Genomic DNA, 19,102 nt, shown 5'->3' with positions numbered 1-19,102 from the left:
AAACTGGATGCCATAGGCGCCAAACTCGGCGATATCCGTTCCAGCAGTCAGAATTACCATATCAACGATAACGAAAATGTCATGACCTTGCGAAAGCAGATTGTCGATGCACAGGTGGAACTGGTCGGTTTGAGGGAACGTTACACAGAAGAACATCCCAGCATTATCACGGCTAAGGAAAAAATTGCAGCCCTGCAGAAAAAATTGGCCGAAGAAGTCAATGCAGTCGTAGCCTCAAAATATACTACCATCAACCCCACGCAGGCGGCAATGATCGCCGAACAGGCCAATGCACAAGTAAGCATGGCTGTAGCCAAAGCAAGCGAAGAAGCCATACAGGCTCGTAAGGCGGAAAAAGAAAAGGAGCTCGAAGGTTTTCCAAAAGACGTGTTGGAATATCTGAACCTTCAGAGAGATACGGGAATCAAAGAACAGATTTATACCAATTTAATCAAGCAGGCAGAGGAAAATAAATTGAAAGAGGCCATGGAAAGTATGGATATTCAGATTGTAGATATGGCCAATTTACCAGATGAAGATAGGCCGGCATTTCCTAAAAAAATATTAATTGCTGCATTGGGGATGATAATTGGTTCTTTGATTGGTTTTTGTTATAGTTTTAAGTTATATCGTAAAGAAGAGAAAAAATGAAAATATTATTTTTAACTAATTTATTGCCATATCCATTGGATAATGGTGGGAAAATTAAGACTTATACTACGTTGAAAGCATTACATGAAAATGGACATGAAATAAATTTGGTGAGTTTCTATGAAAATGAAGATGAAAAAAAGAGTATACAGAAAATAAAAGAAATATGCTTAGCTGTAAATACCATAAATTTAAAACTTACTACAGCAACAAATAAGGAGTATATGCGTAAAGTTGCGTTGAAAAGCTTATTTTCTAAATACTCTTTTGGTGTATATAAGTATTTAAACAATAAAATGATAGGATTGTTGCAAAAGATTGCAAGAGAGGAAAAATATGATTGTGTGTATTTTGATCACTTGCAAATGTGTGTGTATTATGATTGCTTGAAAAAGTTATATCCAAACGCTAAATTTATTTTGGATGAACATAATTGCGAATCCGTAATAATGCAAAGAAGATATATGACAACAAAAAAAATTCTAATGAAAATTTTTTTGTTACTAGAAGTTGTGAAATTGAAAGCATTTGAGAAAAAAATGCTTTCAATATTCGATGAAATAATAGCACTTACGCATGAAGATGAGAGCGCTATGAAAAAAATTGCAAATAAGATTATACCTATAAATGTGATTCCTATAGGTATGGAAAATAATAGGGGAGTTTTATATGGTAAAAACAATTCTACTGATATGGTGAAAATTATGTTCGTGGGAACGCTTTCGTGGGAACCTAATAATGATGGCATTATTTGGTTCCTTAAAAATGTTTTTCCTAAATTGAAAGATAAAATTGGCGAGTTTGAGTTGTATATTGTTGGGAAAAATCCAAGTGATGAATTAAAAGAAATAGCGGGTTTATACATGAATGTATTTGTAACAGGGTATGTCGAATCAGTAGTGGCATATTATGAGAAATGCGATTACATGATTGTCCCGCTTTTTGTGGGGAGTGGACAACGTGTAAAAATAATTGAAAGTTTTGCTTATGGAATGCCAGTAATATCAACTACAATTGGGGCTGAGGGGATTGATTATACTGATGGAGTAAATATTCTTATAGCAGATGATGTGGAAACCTTTATATATGCTTGTGTAGAAATGAAGAGGGAAGATATTAGAAGAAAAATATCAATAAATTCAAAAAAAACATTTGAAAAAAGTTATTCGATAAAACAGTGTCAAAAGATGATAGAGTATGTATTAGAGAAAACATTAAAAGTATAAGATTGATGTTATAGTTGTTACAAATGAGGTAATGATGATAGAGATTTTTCAACTGATTATAGTTGTGATATCAATCCCCATTCTTTTATTCTTTATTCCGTATTGCATAAAGAATAGAAACTTGAAATCGCTTAAGTATTTAACAATAGTACTTTTATTTCAGAATATCTTGAGCTTATTTGCTAGTAATGCAATCTCTGGATCATTGGGGAAAATAATAATATTATACAAAGATATAATATTATGGGGGATAGTAATATTATATACTATTTCTAGCCTTAAAATAAGGTATGCGATAATACCTTTATTGTTCTTTTGTATATATCTTTTGCTAGAATTTTTGCAAGGTAGTGTAGATATGTATACGAGATTGGTGTGCTTTAGACAATTACTTACACCGGTTATATTGATTATATATGGGAGAGCATTAAAACTAAGACAATGTGATATTTATGATTATACAAGATTCCTTATAAAATTAGGTCTATATCAAGCAGTGTTTGGTTTGGTTGAACGGTTGGTTTTAGGAGATGAGTTTTGGATTTCGTTAAATATTTCTACATTGTTTGATAACAAAGGTTTTTCCAAATGGGCTATGTCTGGATTGCCTGGTAATTATTATAGTTTCGATTTTTATTTGTTAATTGGTGAAGGCGTTAAAAGATTGGTGGGGATAACAACAGATCCGTTATTAACGGCTCATTATTTAGCGCTATGTTTGGTTTTTTTGATTATTACAGGTAAAGAATATTGTAAAAATATAAAAATCGCATTTTTTTTCATTTTGGTGGCAACTGTTCTTACACTTTCAAAAGGTGGAATGCTTATAATTGTGGTTGCGTATATATGTTTATTGAGGGAAAAAAGTAAAAAAATATCATATGTGGCTTTTATGGTTGTGGCATTAGGTTTGTTTGTATTAATTCAAAATAATTTACTAAGAACTTTGGCTATACATATATTGGGTATTACAAGTGCATTTGAAAATGTTTCTATGTTTGGTAATGGAATTGGTACGGCGGGGAACTTAGCTTCGCTAGGAGGTGGTAGTATTACAGCAGGTGAGAGTTTTTGGGGATTAATTTTAGGACAACTTGGTGTGTTCGGCTTAATACTGTTTGTTTTTATGATAAGTGCTGTATTAAAAGCTGCACTAAAATATAATAAAGAAAAAATTTGCTATGCGGTTATTATTTATGTTATAGCGGTAATGATTGAAGGAATAGTATCAGAATCTGCAATTAATTATGTTGGAAGTGGTTGTGGCTTTATTATGTTGGGAGTACTATCTAAAAATGAATATAATGTTTAAGGTATATTTTCTATCTTAAAAGATTATACCATATAAAGGGGACGCATTTTTTGTTTTCATTCCTGCTTGTGCCGTTAGCGACAGAATGGAGTTTTTATGACTAGAATGAAGTTTATGAATACAGAGATTGATAATTTGACAAGGCAAGAAGCCTTAGAACGTATTGATGAATTAATAAGAGAACGAAAATGTAATTATGTTGTTACGCCTAATGTTGATCATATCGTGCAGTTAGAAAATAATGAGAAATTAAAAGATGCTTATAAACATGCGTCACTAGTTTTATGTGATGGTAAACCGTTGGTTTGGTTATCTAAATTATATGGCTCTCCAATAAAAGAAAAAATTAGCGGTTCGGATATTTTTCCTCAGTTATGTTGTATGGCTGCTAAAAAAAAATATACTATGTTCTTTTTAGGTGCGCAAAATGGTGTAGCTAAAAAAGCTGCCGAAAACTTGAAAGTCAAATATAAAGAGCTTAATGTGGTGGGAACGTATTCTCCTCCTATAGGTTTTGAAAAAGATGAATATGAAATGTCTAAAATTGAGAAGATGATAAAAAAGGCAAATCCCCATATTTTGATTGTTGGATTAGGCTGCCCAAAACAGGAATTGTTTATGCTAAAAAACAGGGATAAATTAGGTGTGCCTTTAAGTCTAGGCCTTGGAGCAAGTCTTGATTTTGAAGCGGGAAATGTTAAACGTGCTCCAAGTTGGATGTCAAACAATGGATTGGAATGGTTATATAGGATGGTTCAAGATCCTAAACGGTTAATTAAAAGATATCTTTGGAATGATCTTAAAATATTAAAATTGGCAGTTAAGTATAAAATTAATAGATGATTGTATAGAATACTAAATGTGTTATGACGGCTTGGATAAATAGTGAGTTTTTATAGTATATCAAAGCTATTGTATCTAAATCACGATGAGTGATGTGGAGAATGAGTGGTGCTAACATAATGAATAAAAACAAGTATATTATAATTAGTGTTGATTTTCTTGAACAAGGACGTTTTTTTTTAAGGTGGCAAAAGGCTTTTAATAAACTTGGGTACAGTATAATTTTTATATCTTATACATATTCAGTTTATGCATTTTTAAAAAAATATGTTACTAATTATAACTTAGTTGATCTTATATGCAATGATAAAAATAATAATAATTATCACATAATTAGTGAAGATAAAGTACGTTTATCAATTGAGTATAATGCAAAATGGAATTCTATAAAAGAGCTTAAAAAAGTATATTATGCTATATTGGAAAAATATAATACTGAATATAATCGATTAAATGTTAAATATATTGTTTTGTGGAACGGTAACAAAATGGCAGATATTTCATGGAAGGATATCGCAATAAATAGTGACATTAAAACGATATATGTTGAAATCGCAAACATAGAAGGAAAGATATTTGTTGATCCATTGGGAACGAACGCAAAATCGTATTTATATAAAAATGTTAAAATTTTAAAGAGATTTGATTACGATGAGGATAAATATTGTGCTTGGAAGAATACTTATATAAATGAGAAATATGAACAAACTACGGTGAGGCAGGCAAAGAAAAATTCTATACTAGAAGCAATAAAAGGGAATTTATTGGATATATATGGCATATTGTTATATAAAGCAGTATATCGAAAACATCTTAGTAAGAAAAGATTATGGGATAGAATGTATTCGTGTAGTTTTGAGTATAATCAAATAGGAGATGGAATTAAGTATATTTTTTTTCCATTGCAGGTTTCCACGGATACACAGGTGTTGATAAACGGAAATATGACATTATTAGATTCTATTGAATATGCAGTGAATAAGGCAAAAGATGAGGGGTGTTGGTTAGTTATAAAGCCGCATCCAGCAGAAAAAAATCCAGCAAATATTAAGGAAATAAAACGAATATCAACAGAATACGACAAGTGTATATTTAGTGATGATAATACATTTAAATTGTTAAAAAATGCACATAAGGTGATTACGATTAACTCTACAGTTGGACTAGAATCTTTAATTTTGGGTTGTGATGTAGATATCATTGGAAAAGCATTTTATAAATTTTTCGAGAATGATGATTTGCAACGATATATTATGGGGTATTTGGTTAATGTTGACTATTGGGGACACGATGATTTGACAATATATCAGGCGCAAGAAATTTTGTCGAGAGCTGATATTGATGAGGAAAAATATCCTCTAACTTATACTGATTATAATTTAGTATGTGATAATAATGGTGAATAATGAAAAAATCTATATTGTTTGAAAATATTGTCAGTATGTTTGTCTTGCGCGGTGGAGAATATGTTATTAGTTTAATCACTATTCCATATTTGGTACGTGCTTTGGAACCAGAGGGATATGGTTGTTTTGTTTTTTCACAAAGTATAGCGCAATATTTAATAATTATAAGTCGCTATGGATTTGGTTATTCGGGAGCACAAGCCATCGCATTAGCCAAAAACACAATAGAAATGAAAGAAATTTTTTCTGGCATAATATATGCGGAAATGATACTATTTATTCTATCTAGTTTGATTTTTTTTCCAGCTTTTTATTTTTTATGCAGTGATTTTGAAGTTATTGTTTTAGTAGGAATAAGTGTTGTGTTAGTTATGGGGACATCATTTTTTCCGGTTTGGTTTTTTCAAGGTGTTCAAAAAATGCGATATATTACTATATCAAATGTTTTTGCTAGAACAATCTGTTTAATAGCGTTGTTTTTGTTTGTTCATAATAAAGAGGACTTGAGATTGGCGGTGTTTATACAGTCTTTGCCAATGTTTATATCTTTGCTTGTATCTTTTATTATTATAAGGATTGAATATGGAAATATGTTTGTGAGACCTTCTGTAGAATGCGTGAAAAAATGTTTGTTGAATGGGTGGGATTTTTTCATATCAGGTTTAGCATCTAATTTATATACCAATACTAATGTTGTTGCTTTGGGAGCTTTAACAAGCCCTGAAATTGTTGGTGTTTACAGTGGTGCGGATAAAATAATTAGAGCGTTAGTGGGAGCTTTTACACCATTGACACAGGCAGTATACCCGCATATGATACGTTTGGTTAAGGATAATAAAGCTGAAGCTAATAAGCTGTTCCTAAAATTGTTTCATATATCAATGGGAATGTTTGCGTTGATAGGGATAATAATTTTCTCTTTCGCTTCAATAATTATAACAATGTTTTTAGGCACTAAATTTTTACAATCAATACCAATTATAGAATGGTTGTCTTTTTTAATCCCAATATTAGTTGGGAGTAATTTGCTAGGAGTGTTATATTTGATCCCATTTGGTTATAAGAAAGAATTTAGAAAAATATTATTTTACGGAGCAATGCTTAATCTAATAACGATTTTTCCATTAATATATTTCTTTCAAATTTATGGAATAATATTTGATGTTTACTTAATTGAGAGTGGAATATTTTTAAGTATGTTATTGCATTATAAAAAATCTATATTATAAGTTGAGGGAATAAAATTGATAGAACAAATTAAAAAGGTCGCGTTGGACACTCTTTCAATTGAGGTGGCGGCGGTAGAAAAATTAAAATCCCATATCGATAAGGAATTTGTGGCGGCAGTGCAATGTATTTTGGATTGTAAGGCTCGGGTTGTGGTGACTGGTATGGGAAAATCTGGTCATATTGGTCGCAAGATAGCGGCTACCTTTGCTAGCACGGGAACTCCTGCTTTTTTTATGCATCCCGGTGAAGCCTTCCATGGGGATCTAGGTATGGTCACGGAAGCTGATGTGGTCATCGCCATATCTAATAGTGGGGAGTCCACGGAAGTGGTTAATATCCTGCCTATCATTCACCGAATAGGGGCGAAAATTATCGCTATGTGCGGTTGCCGGGACTCAAATTTGGGGCAGAACAGTGATTTCTTTGTGGATATCGGAGTGGAAAAGGAAGCCTGCCCCTTGGGGCTGGCTCCTACTGCCAGTACCACAGCGACACTAGTCATGGGAGATGCTATGGCTAGTGCTCTAATGAATATTAGAGATTTTACCAGTCAGGACTTTGCCATGTTCCATCCAGGAGGGGCTTTAGGGCGGAAGCTTTTGCTCACAGTGAAAAACGTTATGCATACTGGGGAAGAAAACCCAGTTGTGCATAAAAAGAAGACTGTCAAGGATGCATTATTCGTTATGACGGATAGAGGTCTAGGGGCTGCATCGGTGGTGGACGACAGCGGCAAACTAGTGGGAATCATCACAGATGGCATTATCCGCCGGGCTTTGGCTAAGGATTATAAATTCCTGGATGAAGCTGTAGGCAATATTATGTTTGGCACGCCGCTGACCATCAAGCGTGAAGCCATGGCGTCTTCAGCACTGTCCGTTATGGAAAAGCATAAACCTCGCCCAGTTACGGTACTGCCTGTTATCGATGACCGTAATGTTCCTGTGGGGATCATTCATCTGACTGACCTGTTACGACAGGGGGTGGTGTAAAAACAAATGGCACTGATGTTAGTGACTTTGATTTGCCTTCTAGTGGCTATTAACTTTTAAGGTTTATATTATTGATAAAGCAAAGGACGATTTTTTTGAAAATTATAATTTTAGCTGGTGGTGGTGGATCTCGTTTGTTTCCATTATCGCGCAAGTCTTATCCTAAGCAATTTTTATGTTTGGAAGATGATTGTTCACTGTTGGCCCATACAGTGAAACGCTTTTTATCCTTTGTGGCAGCGAAAGATATTATCATCATTACCAACCAAAAGTATCTGTATCATGTACAAAATGAGTTGCGTGAGTGCGATGCAGAAGCTGCCCATGTTTTGTTGGAGCCGGTAGCACGCAATACTGCTTCGGCGATCGCGTTGGGGGTAGAGTTTTTCAGGTCACAACTGGATGGTAAAGAGACGGAAGTTCTGCTAGTGGCAGCAGCGGATCATGTAATTCGTCCACTGGATAAATTCAAACATTGTGTGGAATCTGCTGAACAGGCAGCTAAAGCAGGTAGGCTGGTAACATTTGGCATCCCAGCGAAACGACCAGAAACTGGCTATGGCTATATCGAAGCTGTAGATAGTGTTGACGTAGCTATGAAAGTAACTTCTTTTAAAGAAAAGCCGGATTTTGCTACGGCCCAAAAATACGTGGCAGATGGTAATTACTATTGGAATTCTGGCATGTTTGCTTTTTCTTTGAAAACAATAAAGGATGAATTTGCAACCTTTATGCCCGAGGTTGCCCAGCAGATGGATAAAGGTTATAAGCATATGTTGGCAAATTTTAATGATTTACCTGATATTTCCATTGATTATGCGGTAGTAGAGCAATCGAAAAATGTTTGCATGGTTGAGCTTCCTTGTTATTGGAACGACATTGGTTCCTGGGATGCTATGTATGATATTTTGCCCAAGGACGACAATGGCAATGCGGTTAAAGGCGATGTATTGGCATTGGACTGCAAGAACTCACTGATTATGGGGCGTGATCGGTTGATTGCTGGCATCGGCTTTGATGATTTGCTACTGGTGGAGACGGATGATGTTATTGTGGTGGCAAAAAAAGGTGAATCCCAGAAAGTCAAGAATGTGGTGGAAAAACTAAAGGCTATGCATCGCAAGGAAGCAGTGGAACATACCACGATCTTCCATGAGTGGGGAACTTCTGCGGTTATTGGTCAGGGAAAAGGCTATCGTATGAAAAAAGTTCGTGTTATGCCGGGAAAGAGTCTTGCTTTACAGATGCACTATCATCGGACGGAACATTGGGTAGTGTTGCGTGGTACAGCAGAAGTAGTGCGTGGGAATGAGCATATGTTTATACATGAGGAAGAGTCAGTATTCATCCCGCAGACTGTAAAACATCAGTTGAGCAATCCCGGTAGAATTCCGCTGGAACTTATTGAAATCCAGAATGGAGCCTATATTAGTGAAGATGATATTGTGAGATTTAAAGAGTAATAGTTAGGAAGATTATATGAATTTTTGTACAAAGGCTTTTGGTGCCTATGATATTCGCGGGATTTATCCCGAAACGATAAATGAAAAGATTGCTTATCGTATTGGTCGATTTTTCCCCACATTGTTTGAGGCGAAAAAAGTAGTGATAGGTAATGATATCCGGGTATCGGGGCTTGTTTTGAAACAATCGCTGATGAAAGGCCTTACAGAATCTGGTTGCGATGTCATCGATATCGGTCAGTGTGGTACGGAACTGATTTACTTTGCCACGGCGCACCTGAAGCTAGATGGAGGCATTATGATCACGGCCAGCCACAATCCGAAAGAATATAATGGGATGAAGTTTGTGCGGCAGGAGGCTCGCCCCATTTCCGGAGATACGGGTTTGCGGGAATTGGAAGCGCAGGTTGCAGATGGTGAACTGCCTGCAGCAGCCAAAGTTACCGGCAAAGTGGAAAAGCTGGATATTGTTGAGGATTATGTGAAGCACATCCTGTCATATGCAGATGTCAGCCAGCTTAAGCCGCTGAAGGTTGTGGTCAATGCTGGTAATGGTGCGGCAGGGCCTATTCTTGATGTGATGGAAAAGTATCTGCCGTTTGAACTGGTGAAGGTTCATCACGAGCCGAACGGAAATTTCCCCAATGGTGTACCGAATCCATTGCTGCCGGAAAATCGTGAGGCTACGGCAAAGGCTGTACGGGAATCCGATGCTGATGCGGGAGTGGCTTGGGATGGAGATTTTGACCGATGCTTTATGTTTGATGAGCAGGGAAAATTCATTGAAGGCTATTATATGGTTGGCTTTTTGGCGCAGGCGTTTCTGCAGAAACATCCCGGTGAGAAAATCATCTATGATCCGCGCCTTATCTGGAATACCATTGAATTGGTGGAGCAAAATGGCGGTGTGCCAGTGATATCCAAGAGCGGTCATGCTTTTATCAAGGAGAAGATGCGTAAGGAAAACGCCATTTATGGTGGTGAGATGAGTGCACATCATTATTTCCGTGATTTTTCCTACTGCGATAGCGGTATGATTCCCTGGCTGTTGGTGCTGGAACTGCTTTCCAAAGCAGATGGCAAGTGTTTGTCGGAGCTGATGCAGGAACGAATGGTTCAATATCCCTGTTCCGGGGAAATCAACAACAAGGTGAAAGATGCAGATGAAGCGCTGGCGCGTATTGAAGCAGAGTATGGCCCGCAGGGCAGTGTCACGAAAATTGATGGACTGTCGGTGGAGTTTGCCAACTGGCGTTTCAATCTGCGTAAGTCCAATACGGAACCGGTTATCCGTCTAAATGTGGAGACAAGACATGATGAAGCTTTGATGTTGCAAAAGACAGATGAGCTTTTGTCGAAAATTAGATAACAGCATAATCAGACCTATGCCAATGTCAGCGAGCTGGAGTGGGATTTTGATTTCCGACCAAGTATGAATATTGCTGAATGTTTGGCAAGTTTTGCCCGCTGGTATAGAGCGTATTATGCTTGATTCATAAAAAATGCCCTGCAAACCACAAAATTCATGGTTTTTAGGGCATATGGATGAGCTTTAGTGGATCTGCTGAGCTAATTCAGCGATTTTTTCCGGGCTAAGATTGGTGTAGGTAACAATCTTTTCAATTGGTTCGTTGAAACGCAGCATTTTTAATGCGGTATCAGTAGCCATTTCATCACGGCCGTCAATACGGCCATCTTCCCATCTGGCAACGCCATAATCGTGTTCGTTCCATTTTATGCTATACATATCAAAAACCTCCTCGTAGTGTTCGAGCAGAAAGTCTTTCATTATATCATGTTCAATGCAGAAATCTGTTGATTGCCGGATGGCGTCTTTGAGGTTCAGGCCAGTGGCTTTTAAAGTTTTTGTCTTATGAACAAAGAAGCTGTAATCATGGATGGGTTTGTAGTTGAGCAGGTCACTGCATTTATCTTTGTCTTCATTATAGCTGATATTGATTCTGGTGACAATGAGTTCTAACGGTGGCTCGAAGGGAATATTTTTGGGGAAGGCATCAGATAATCGGAGTTTTTGTACTGGTGGCAGACTGGTATCGGTCAGGCTGAACTCGTAGAACTCTGGCACAGGAAGTGGAATGCGGTGTTCGCGGTAGAGCGCTTTGCGCTTGACGTGTTTATAGTAAAGCATAGCGACATATAGCAGCATTCGCAAAGGCATATTTTCGTTGATGGAACTTTGGTGCTCTGAAAGAACCATGAAGCGGTCGCCTGCCAGGAAGGAGATATCGTTCTTTTGGCTGCTGAACATGATGTTTTTTATGGTGGTGATGGTTATGTCTTTTGGTAAGGTGGGGATACCTGTCACACGTTCGTGAAAACCGGCTAAATAGTCGGGAGTTTCAAAGTACTGGCGGAAAAGAGAGTCTTTGTAGTTGCGTTTCGGCTTTGATGCTGTCATAAAAGTCGCTTCCTTTCAGGACAATGAATACCAACTACGAATATTCTAGCACTGAACAATATTAATGTCCATAAATTTAAGTAAATAGAATCGAAATAGAGACTTTAAGATTAAATATAGTTATTAAAGAGGAGCGGAATCGGCTATGCTGAAACTGTTGAGATGAGAAATTGTAGTAAAATGTTGGATGAAATAATATTATGTTAGAAAAAGAAGATAAAAGCCGCAATCTCATCGATAAATACTGGCAACTGTCAGAGGACGGCAGGAAGCGCATTGATAATCAGATTGAATGTGAATTGCGGATTGATCAGGAAAATGCGGAGCGGCGCAGGCAGTCTCAACGCAAAGGCATCGAAGCGGCTCAAAAGGCGGGTGTCCATTACGGACGGCCGAAGTCGGAGTTGCGGGCAGATTGGGATATGGTATATCAGCAGTGGAAGGCGCGGGATATCACGGCAGACGATGCGGCGAATAAGCTGGGCATATCCAAGGCTACGCTTTACCGGATGACTAAGGCCGCACAAAAAAAGGAGTAAAAGCAAAAAATGTTGTCCCTATTATTTCTATGAGGGACAACATTTTTTTATTTAGCTTCGTTTTTCTTCGCCAGCCAGCGGGATTCCTGTTCTTTCTGCCGTATGTTTACCCGGTCTTTGTAGATGTCCTCAATCACGAGCTTGCAGATGACGATGAAGGGGACGGCGAGGAACATGCCGGCAGCGCCTAATAATTCCCCGCCCAGCACGATGCCGAGGATGATGGCGATGGGGTGCAGGTTCAGGGATTTGCCGATGAGCGTGGGATAGACGAAATTGTGGTTTACTTGTGTGAGAATGAGGTAGAAGCCTGCAGTCTGCAGGGCTACCAGAGGATCGACCGTGGCTGTCAGCAATGTTCCGAAGGCTGAGGCCACAGTCGGGCCCAGCACCGGGATGAACTCGCAGATACCGGATACCACGGCAAACACCGAGGCATAGGGCAGGTTGCGGATCGTGAAATAGAGGAAGACAATCACGGCGGTGATGCAGCAGATGATCAGCTGGCTGCAGATATAGGTGCGCAGGGCGCTGAGAATCCGGTTGAAGAGATGCATGACACGCCCGTAATCTCGGGTGGGGAAAAGGCTGGCAATGAACCGCTTAATCTGTTCGCCGTCTTTCAGCAGGTAGAAGGTCACGAAGATGATGATGACCAGATCGATGGCCTTGCTGAAGAAGGAGAGGAGCAAGGTTAGGGAGGATTTCAGCACTTCGGTGCTGGCATTTTTCATCTCGGCCCAGATATCATCCATCTGTCCCTGAAGGAAGTCGGATTCCTTGAGCCAGGGGATGTTTTGTACCTGTTCGGTGAGCTGAGGAAAGTCGGTGACAAAGCGGCTGAATGTCGGGATAAAGCTTTGGGACACCAACGTCAGGATCAGCAGGGCTAGCCCGATAAAGCACAGCAATACAAAACCTGCCGCCAGCGCCCGGGTGATTTTCCGGGCCAGTTTGTCGGTTATGGGCAGAAGCAGCAGCTGCAGCAACAGGGAAATGAAGATGATGAATGCCAGCTGGGGCAGATACCAAAAGGCGGATAATAGTACCGTAAAGGTCAGGGCCAGGAGAATGGATGTGCGATATTTTTTGATGGACAAAGGTTGTTCTCCTTTTATTTGATCTTGTTCAGGCGATCGGCGAGTGTCTGAGCGCTTTCGTCACCGCTGGTGCAGGTGATGATGGGCTGCTGCCCCAGCATTACCGTATTGCCGTCGGCGTAGGCAGCTCTTGTGTTATGCCCGTTGTGGTAGGCCGCGGCCAGATTGCCCATGACGAAGTACGCCCGTTCCTTGGCGCTCATGCCGCCGGCAGCAGCCGGGGTGCAGAAGACGGCGGTGTTGACTTTGATCACACCGTCATTATTGGTGACATGTCCGTTGCTGTACTGATTGAGCCTCTTAGCATAGGCATTGCGGCGGTCGTCATTGGCGGGGTGATCGGACATGAATTTCTGGAAGGCGGAAGCGTGGCCTTTGGATTTGTCCATGACACGCTGCCAGACAGCGGCACAGGCACCGGGATTGTAGCCGGTATGGGTGATGTAGTCGAAGGCCAGGGCATCGGCTTCGCGTTCCATGGGTTTGGTGATATGGCGGTTGTTTACGACGGTTGCCATGATCTGGCCGGCTTGGGAACCCGTGGCGGCGCCAATGATCTGCACGTTCAAGGCACGGCGGGCGCCCTTGGCCGGATGGTCCTTTTGTCCATGGCCTAATTCATGGGCCAGCACGACAGCAATCTCATCCTCGTTCTGCAGCACGTCATAGAGGCCGGTATTGACGCTGAGATTGTGTCCCAGCGTACAGAAGGCATTGAAGGTCTTCTGGTTGTTGATGAAATAGTTATAGGGTTTCTTATAGACAGAGGGATCGACGGCGCCGATGCCTTTGGTCAGGTTGGTCATGATGCGATGCAGCTGGTTGTTGAGATAGCTGTCATAATTGACACCGTATTGTTTTTTCATCTGCGCCAACAGTTCCTGACGTCCCTGTTCGGTGTCGTTGTATTTATGCAGCGTGCTGTTCAGCTGGCTATGTGCGACTGCGCCGCCAATCGCGGCTCCGGCAAGGCTTTCCCAGCCGGCTTCGGCTGCGGGGATTTGCGTCATGCCATAACTCAGCGGGAAGGAGAGACAGAGGGCAGTGAGACCGGTAAGGATTTTACGCTTTAACTGTTTGTTGTCCATGATAAGAAAAACCTCCTGTTGCATCTGTCAAATTTTTTCTTGCTTATATTATAGCGAAAAAAAATGGTATTGTGTTAATATTTTCAGATTTTTAATTTAAATATAAGGAAAGCTATTTGACGAGTGATTTTATGCACATTTCTTTATGGCAGGTGACTGCTGCAACATCATTTTTTTGCTGGGATTAGTATAATAAAAATTAATAATGGCCATTATTAAGTGATTGCAAATAGGAGTGAGTCATGGAAAGACGAAATTTTCTAAAGCTTCTGGCTGCAGGTGGCATCCTGGGGCTTTTCCTTCAAGGTGCAAAGGGCGAAACGGCCAGACTACTGCGGCCTCCGGGGGCTCTGGATGAAATGAGTTTTCTGGCTGTCTGTGCGCGGTGCGGGAAATGTGCCGAGGTCTGTCCTCTGAGCTGCATCGAGATTGCCCACGGGGAGGCAGGCCTATCCATGGGGACGCCGTATATGACGCCGCTGGAACATCCCTGCGATCTCTGCATGAAGTGCACGGAGGTATGCTCGACAGGAGCTCTGCGAAAGATTCCCAAGGAGGAGGTACGCATGGGCGTGGCGGTGATTGATAATGACCTCTGCATTGCCCGCCGGGATGATGACTGTCAGACCTGCTACCGTACCTGCCCGCAGTATGGCAAGGCCATTAAGCTGGAGAAGTATAAGTATCCGGTAATCGATCCGGACTATTGCACGGGGTGCGGCATGTGTGAGCATGTCTGTCTGGGGAATCCTAAGGCAGTACACGTCAAGGTGCGGGAATAGGAGGCGGCCATGAAGATAAAATTGAAGACGCGGCGGCGGCTCCTGCAATTCTTGTTCCTGGCGCTGTTATTTCCGCCGTTGTATTTTACGGGCGTTTTTTGGCTGGGCACATATATCTCGGCAGATTTCTGCGGCCTGGCATTGACAGATCCGCTGACGGCGCTGGAAATCACGCTGGCAGGGAAGATGTTTTATCCGGCCTTATGGTTGTCTGCTTTGCCCTTGGTGTTGATTGCCGTATTGCTGGGCAGGGTATTCTGTGGTTATGTATGTCCATTGAATCTCCTGTTGGAGCTGTTGCCGGGAAAATTGGAACGATATAAGTCGAAAAATTGCCAATTGCCAATCTATATTCTGGCATTAGTATTGTTGCTGGCACTCTTGCTCAGCCTGCCGGTGCATAATATCCTGTCACCGGTATATGGGCTGATGCATGTCCTGCTCTTTGGCTTTGGCGTGGAGCTGGTTTTAGTCGTGCTCGTGCTGCTGCTGGCGCTGACCATGGGCCGGAAAAGCTGGTGCCGTTCGCTCTGTCCGCTCGGGGCCATCTATGGCTTGCTGGGGCTGAAGCGGCGGCTCTTCCTGCAGGTGGATGCCAGCAAATGCGTGCATTGCGGTCAATGCCTGAAAGCTTGTTCTATGGGGACGGTACCGGGTAGCAGCAGGCTCAAGGAATCATATCTGTGTACGAACTGTGGTGATTGTGTGGATGCCTGTGATAAGCGGGCTTTGCATTTTGGCATAATGGGTTCGAAGGATCAGGAAATCATTAAGGAGGGGAAATGAGATGAGTTTGTTGGACAAGAAGTTCAAGCTCAAACACATTGCGCTGGCAGGCTTTGCCTGCATTGCGCTGCTGGGCGTGACCGTGGCCATGATCGAAGCCACGAACCAAAGCAGTTTCTGTGGCACGACCTGCCACGAGATGGATCCCATGTATCAGACCTGGCTTCATTCGGGGCATAAGAATGTGGGCTGCGCCGAATGTCATGAAAAGCCCGGTATCGAGGGCACGATTGCTTCCAAATGGCAGGGCACGCAGGAACTTTTCCTGCATGTGACGGGGCAGGTGCCGGATCCCATCAAGATGGAGAATCCGCAGGACAAGGTGAACTGCTATACCTGTCATCAGGGCAATATCATGAATGAAGAGATAGCGGCTAAGGACAAGAATCCGCATACGGCCAAGCATTTTGCCAACGGCATGAACTGCCTGACCTGCCATAGCGGTGTCGTGCATAAGGACGGGGCTAATGTGGACCTGCCGAGCCGTGACCGCTGCTACACCTGTCATCTCGATGCCATGGGCAAATTATAAGGAGGCGCTATCATGAGTTTATCATTTTCCCGCAGGGATTTTTTGAAGGGCATGGCAGTGGCCTGTGCCATGGTGACAGCGGGCTGTGCGCCCAAGCGTGATACCCAGCAGGGGCCTGTGGGCACCGGCGAAGCCGATAAATGGGTCAAAGGTGTCTGCCGTTATTGTGGTACCGGCTGCGGCGTGCTGGCTGGTGTCAAGAACGGCAAGATCGTGGCGGTCAAGGGGGATCCGGACTGTGCGGTCAATAAAGGACGCCTGTGCGTCAAGGGGATCTTATTGCCGAAGATCATTCCGACTAAAGACCGTGTTCTGCATCCATTGATCAAGAAGGACGGCAAGTTTGTAGAAGCGACTTGGGATGAAGCGCTTGACCTTATGGTCAGCAAGATGAAGGAAGTGCTGGCATCCGATGGTCCCGATGCCCTGGGCTTCTATGGTTCCGGACAGACCTTTGCCGAGGAGACCTATGTGGCGCAGAAGATGATGCGGGCCGGCCTGGGTACCAACAATATCGATGGCAATCCGCGTACCTGTATGGCCAGTGCCGTGGCGGGCTTCATCACCACGTTTGGTGAGGATGAGCCATCCGGTACCTATGCGGATATTGAAGAGGCGGATACCTTCTTCCTGATTGGTTCCAATCTGGCTGAGGCTCATCCGGTACTGTTCTCCCGTCTGGTTGACCGCAAGAACAGCAATCCCGATGTGAAGATCATCGTCTGCGATCCGCGCAAGACGCGTACCTGCGATATTGCCGACCATTTCATCCAGTTCACGCCAAGCCGTGACCTGGCTTTGATGAATGCCATGGCGCAGGTGATCATCGCTGATGGCCTGACCAATGAAGGCTTTATCGAGCGCCATACAGAATTCATGAAGGGTGCGACGGATAAGCTGACCTATGAGGAATACAAGACCTTCCTGCAGGATTATACACCGGAAAAGGTGGAAGCTGCGGTGGGCGTGCCCGCGGCCAAGATCCGCGAGATCGCGCATCTTTTTGCTGATCCCAAGCGCAAGACCATGTCCATGTGGTGCATGGGGCTCAATCAGCGTACCCGCGGCGTCTGGGTAAACAACCTCGTGCATAATCTGCACCTTCTGACGGGCAAGATCTGCTCACCGGGCAATTCCTCGTTCTCACTGACCGGTCAGCCCAGCGCCTGCGGCAGTGTGCGTGAAACGGGCGGCCTTTCCCATCTGCTGCCGGCACATCGCATGGCGGCCAATGCCAAGCATCGCGAAGAACTGGCCAAGATCTGGGGCATCGATCCTGCGCGGATGCCTTCCAAACCGGGTTATCATACGCTGGCCATGTTCAAGGCGGCAGTGGAGGGCAAGCTCAAATTCCTCTGGGTAATGTGCACCAATCCGGGGCACAGCCTGCCCAATCTGGAGTACTACCGTCCGGGCATGGAAAAGGTCTTCATGGTCGTGTCGGAAACCTACCATCCCACCCGCACCAGCGAACTGGCTGATATCGTCCTGCCGGCGGCACTCTGGATGGAAAAGGAGGGTGTCTATGGCAACGGCGAGCGCCGTACCAACCATATCGCCAAGGCCGTAGATCCGCCGGGCGAAGCAAGGCCGGATCTCGATGTGCTGATAGAAGTCACGAAGCGCCTGGGCTATGAAGAGCTCGTGCCCTTCAAGAATACGGAAGATGTCTGGAAGGAATATCAGAAATGTCAGGAGGGCACGGCCATGAAGCTGGCCTCCTATGACAGGCTGCGCAAGGGGCACGGCTTTACCTGGCCGGTGCCGGATGACAATTCGCCGGAAACCTATATCCGCTATGCGCGTCCCTGGGATACGCACGTCAAGGAAGATGCGCCCGATGGTATTGAATTCTATGGCCGTCCTAATGGGCGGGCGGTTATCTGGGCAAGGCCGCAGGTCGATGCGCAGGAGATGCCGGATAGCGAATATCCGTTCTTCCTGACCACGGGCCGCATCTTGGAGCATTGGCATACGGGCACGATGACCTTCAATGTGCCGGAACTCAAGAACGCCGTGCCGGAAATGTATGTGGAAATCCACCCCGAAGACGCTGCAAGGCTTGGCATTGCCGATGGCGATCTCGTGGATGTCATTTCCCGCCGTTCCACTTGCAATCTCAAAGCCAAGATCAACGGCCGTGGACAGCCACAGAAGGGGCTGGTCTATGTGCCGTTCCATGATCCGGTGCATGAGCGTCTGATCAACCGCGTGCTTTTGGATGCCTTCGACGCTGGTTCTAAACAGCCGGAGTACAAGGTCTGCGCGGTCAATATCCAAAAGCATCAAGGATAAAAAGGGATGTAAACTATTTCCTAGCAATCAAAAGGCCACTGACGAAAAATCAGTGGCCTTTTCAAATTGCAGTTTGTTGGTTAGTTCGAGCCAAAGTTATCCCGTTTATACGCAGTCAGGGGTTCACGGGGGAGTGCTTTTGCTGTTTCCGCTAAACGTCCCTCCCTGGCAGTTTAGAGTTATTTAGCTGGATGCGCCGGGCAGGCCAACGGCGCGTCTTTCAGCGTGCTTTCTAGGCATTACCTGAGTCGGGCCGGTCTTCGCTGGCGCTCAGACTGTCGCTCCCACAGCAAAAGCACTCCCCCGAGAGCCCCAAGATACGGAATCAGCAATCGGCACGAACCGTTGCTCCCGTAACAAGAACATCGATGTGTTTGCAGCTTACAGCCGAGACTTAGCTATTTTGACACAGATATACCTTTGGGTGGAGGCGGGGAT

The 19,102-nt window shown here is 43.1% G+C and carries 17 protein-coding genes; 14 read left to right on the top strand and 3 right to left on the bottom strand.

What is annotated here, in order from left to right:
- The 9 genes from BLQ59_RS14430 to BLQ59_RS14390 form a co-directional block, all read left to right on the top strand.
- Positions 1–651, top strand: a 651-nt coding sequence (locus BLQ59_RS14430) for a GNVR domain-containing protein (protein WP_305367196.1), incomplete at its 5' end; no start/stop codon positions are given.
- Positions 648–1,877, top strand: a complete 1,230-nt coding sequence (locus BLQ59_RS14425) for a glycosyltransferase (protein ID WP_074573523.1) — start codon at positions 648–650, stop codon at positions 1,875–1,877. The genes BLQ59_RS14430 and BLQ59_RS14425, both read left to right, overlap by 4 nt.
- A gap of 31 nt (positions 1,878–1,908) precedes the next feature.
- Positions 1,909–3,189, top strand: a complete 1,281-nt coding sequence (locus tag BLQ59_RS14420) for a hypothetical protein (RefSeq protein WP_143005377.1) — start codon at positions 1,909–1,911, stop codon at positions 3,187–3,189.
- Positions 3,190–3,303: 114 nt separating this feature from the next.
- Positions 3,304–4,032: a WecB/TagA/CpsF family glycosyltransferase gene (locus BLQ59_RS14415; protein WP_218122918.1), complete on the top strand. Its 729-nt coding sequence runs from the start codon at positions 3,304–3,306 to the stop codon at positions 4,030–4,032.
- Positions 4,033–4,133: 101 nt separating this feature from the next.
- Positions 4,134–5,438, top strand: coding sequence for a capsular polysaccharide export protein, LipB/KpsS family (locus BLQ59_RS14410; RefSeq protein WP_074573520.1), 1,305 nt, complete (start codon positions 4,134–4,136; stop codon positions 5,436–5,438).
- A gap of 14 nt (positions 5,439–5,452) precedes the next feature.
- Positions 5,453–6,667: an oligosaccharide flippase family protein gene (locus tag BLQ59_RS14405; RefSeq protein WP_218122917.1), complete on the top strand. Its 1,215-nt coding sequence runs from the start codon at positions 5,453–5,455 to the stop codon at positions 6,665–6,667.
- Between the two features lie 15 nt (positions 6,668–6,682).
- Positions 6,683–7,660 carry a KpsF/GutQ family sugar-phosphate isomerase gene (locus BLQ59_RS14400; protein ID WP_074573518.1) on the top strand — a complete coding sequence of 326 codons (978 nt, stop codon included), beginning with the start codon at positions 6,683–6,685 and terminating at the stop codon, positions 7,658–7,660.
- A gap of 95 nt (positions 7,661–7,755) precedes the next feature.
- Positions 7,756–9,123, top strand: a complete 1,368-nt coding sequence (locus BLQ59_RS14395; protein WP_074573517.1) for a mannose-1-phosphate guanylyltransferase/mannose-6-phosphate isomerase — start codon at positions 7,756–7,758, stop codon at positions 9,121–9,123.
- Positions 9,124–9,139: 16 nt separating this feature from the next.
- Positions 9,140–10,492, top strand: a complete 1,353-nt coding sequence (locus BLQ59_RS14390; protein ID WP_074573516.1) for a phosphohexomutase domain-containing protein — start codon at positions 9,140–9,142, stop codon at positions 10,490–10,492.
- Positions 10,493–10,675: 183 nt separating this feature from the next.
- On the opposite strand, the gene BLQ59_RS14380 is transcribed toward BLQ59_RS14390, so the two are convergent.
- Positions 10,676–11,542 carry an RpnC/YadD family protein gene (locus tag BLQ59_RS14380; protein WP_074573515.1) on the bottom strand — a complete coding sequence of 289 codons (867 nt, stop codon included), beginning with the start codon at positions 11,540–11,542 and terminating at the stop codon, positions 10,676–10,678.
- A gap of 200 nt (positions 11,543–11,742) precedes the next feature.
- Here BLQ59_RS14380 and BLQ59_RS14375 point away from each other — a divergent pair, with 200 nt between their 5' ends.
- Entirely contained in the window at positions 11,743–12,081 is a 339-nt protein-coding gene (locus BLQ59_RS14375) for a helix-turn-helix domain-containing protein (protein ID WP_074573514.1), read from the top strand.
- Between the two features lie 47 nt (positions 12,082–12,128).
- Here the strand turns inward: BLQ59_RS14375 and BLQ59_RS14370 are convergent, their stop codons facing one another.
- Together BLQ59_RS14370 and BLQ59_RS14365 are read right to left on the bottom strand one after the other, a co-directional pair.
- The gene (locus BLQ59_RS14370) at positions 12,129–13,181 is read right to left on the bottom strand and encodes an AI-2E family transporter (RefSeq protein ID WP_074573513.1); all 1,053 of its coding nucleotides are present in this window, start codon (positions 13,179–13,181) and stop codon (positions 12,129–12,131) included.
- Between the two features lie 14 nt (positions 13,182–13,195).
- The gene (locus BLQ59_RS14365; RefSeq protein ID WP_074573512.1) at positions 13,196–14,269 is read right to left on the bottom strand and encodes a M48 family metallopeptidase; all 1,074 of its coding nucleotides are present in this window, start codon (positions 14,267–14,269) and stop codon (positions 13,196–13,198) included.
- 242 nt (positions 14,270–14,511) lie between these two features.
- Here BLQ59_RS14365 and BLQ59_RS14360 point away from each other — a divergent pair, with 242 nt between their 5' ends.
- From BLQ59_RS14360 to BLQ59_RS14345, 4 genes are read left to right on the top strand one after another with little or no spacing between them, the layout of a single operon-like run.
- Positions 14,512–15,051, top strand: a complete 540-nt coding sequence (locus BLQ59_RS14360; RefSeq protein ID WP_074573511.1) for a 4Fe-4S dicluster domain-containing protein — start codon at positions 14,512–14,514, stop codon at positions 15,049–15,051.
- 9 nt (positions 15,052–15,060) lie between these two features.
- A complete protein-coding gene (locus BLQ59_RS14355; RefSeq protein ID WP_256324696.1) occupies positions 15,061–15,837 on the top strand; it encodes a 4Fe-4S binding protein in 777 nt (258 codons plus the stop codon).
- Position 15,838: 1 nt separating this feature from the next.
- Positions 15,839–16,369, top strand: a complete 531-nt coding sequence (locus BLQ59_RS14350) for a cytochrome c3 family protein (RefSeq protein ID WP_073087926.1) — start codon at positions 15,839–15,841, stop codon at positions 16,367–16,369.
- Positions 16,370–16,381: 12 nt separating this feature from the next.
- The gene (locus BLQ59_RS14345; RefSeq protein WP_074573510.1) at positions 16,382–18,664 is read left to right on the top strand and encodes a molybdopterin-dependent oxidoreductase; all 2,283 of its coding nucleotides are present in this window, start codon (positions 16,382–16,384) and stop codon (positions 18,662–18,664) included.
- Positions 18,665–19,102 lie beyond the last annotated feature (438 nt).

The organism is Pseudoselenomonas ruminantium (assembly GCF_900104055.1).
Classification (GTDB): domain Bacteria; phylum Bacillota; class Negativicutes; order Selenomonadales; family Selenomonadaceae; genus Selenomonas_A; species Selenomonas_A ruminantium_C.
Note: the sequence above shows the minus strand (reverse complement) of the source record. Positions and strands in the feature narration are given on the sequence as shown.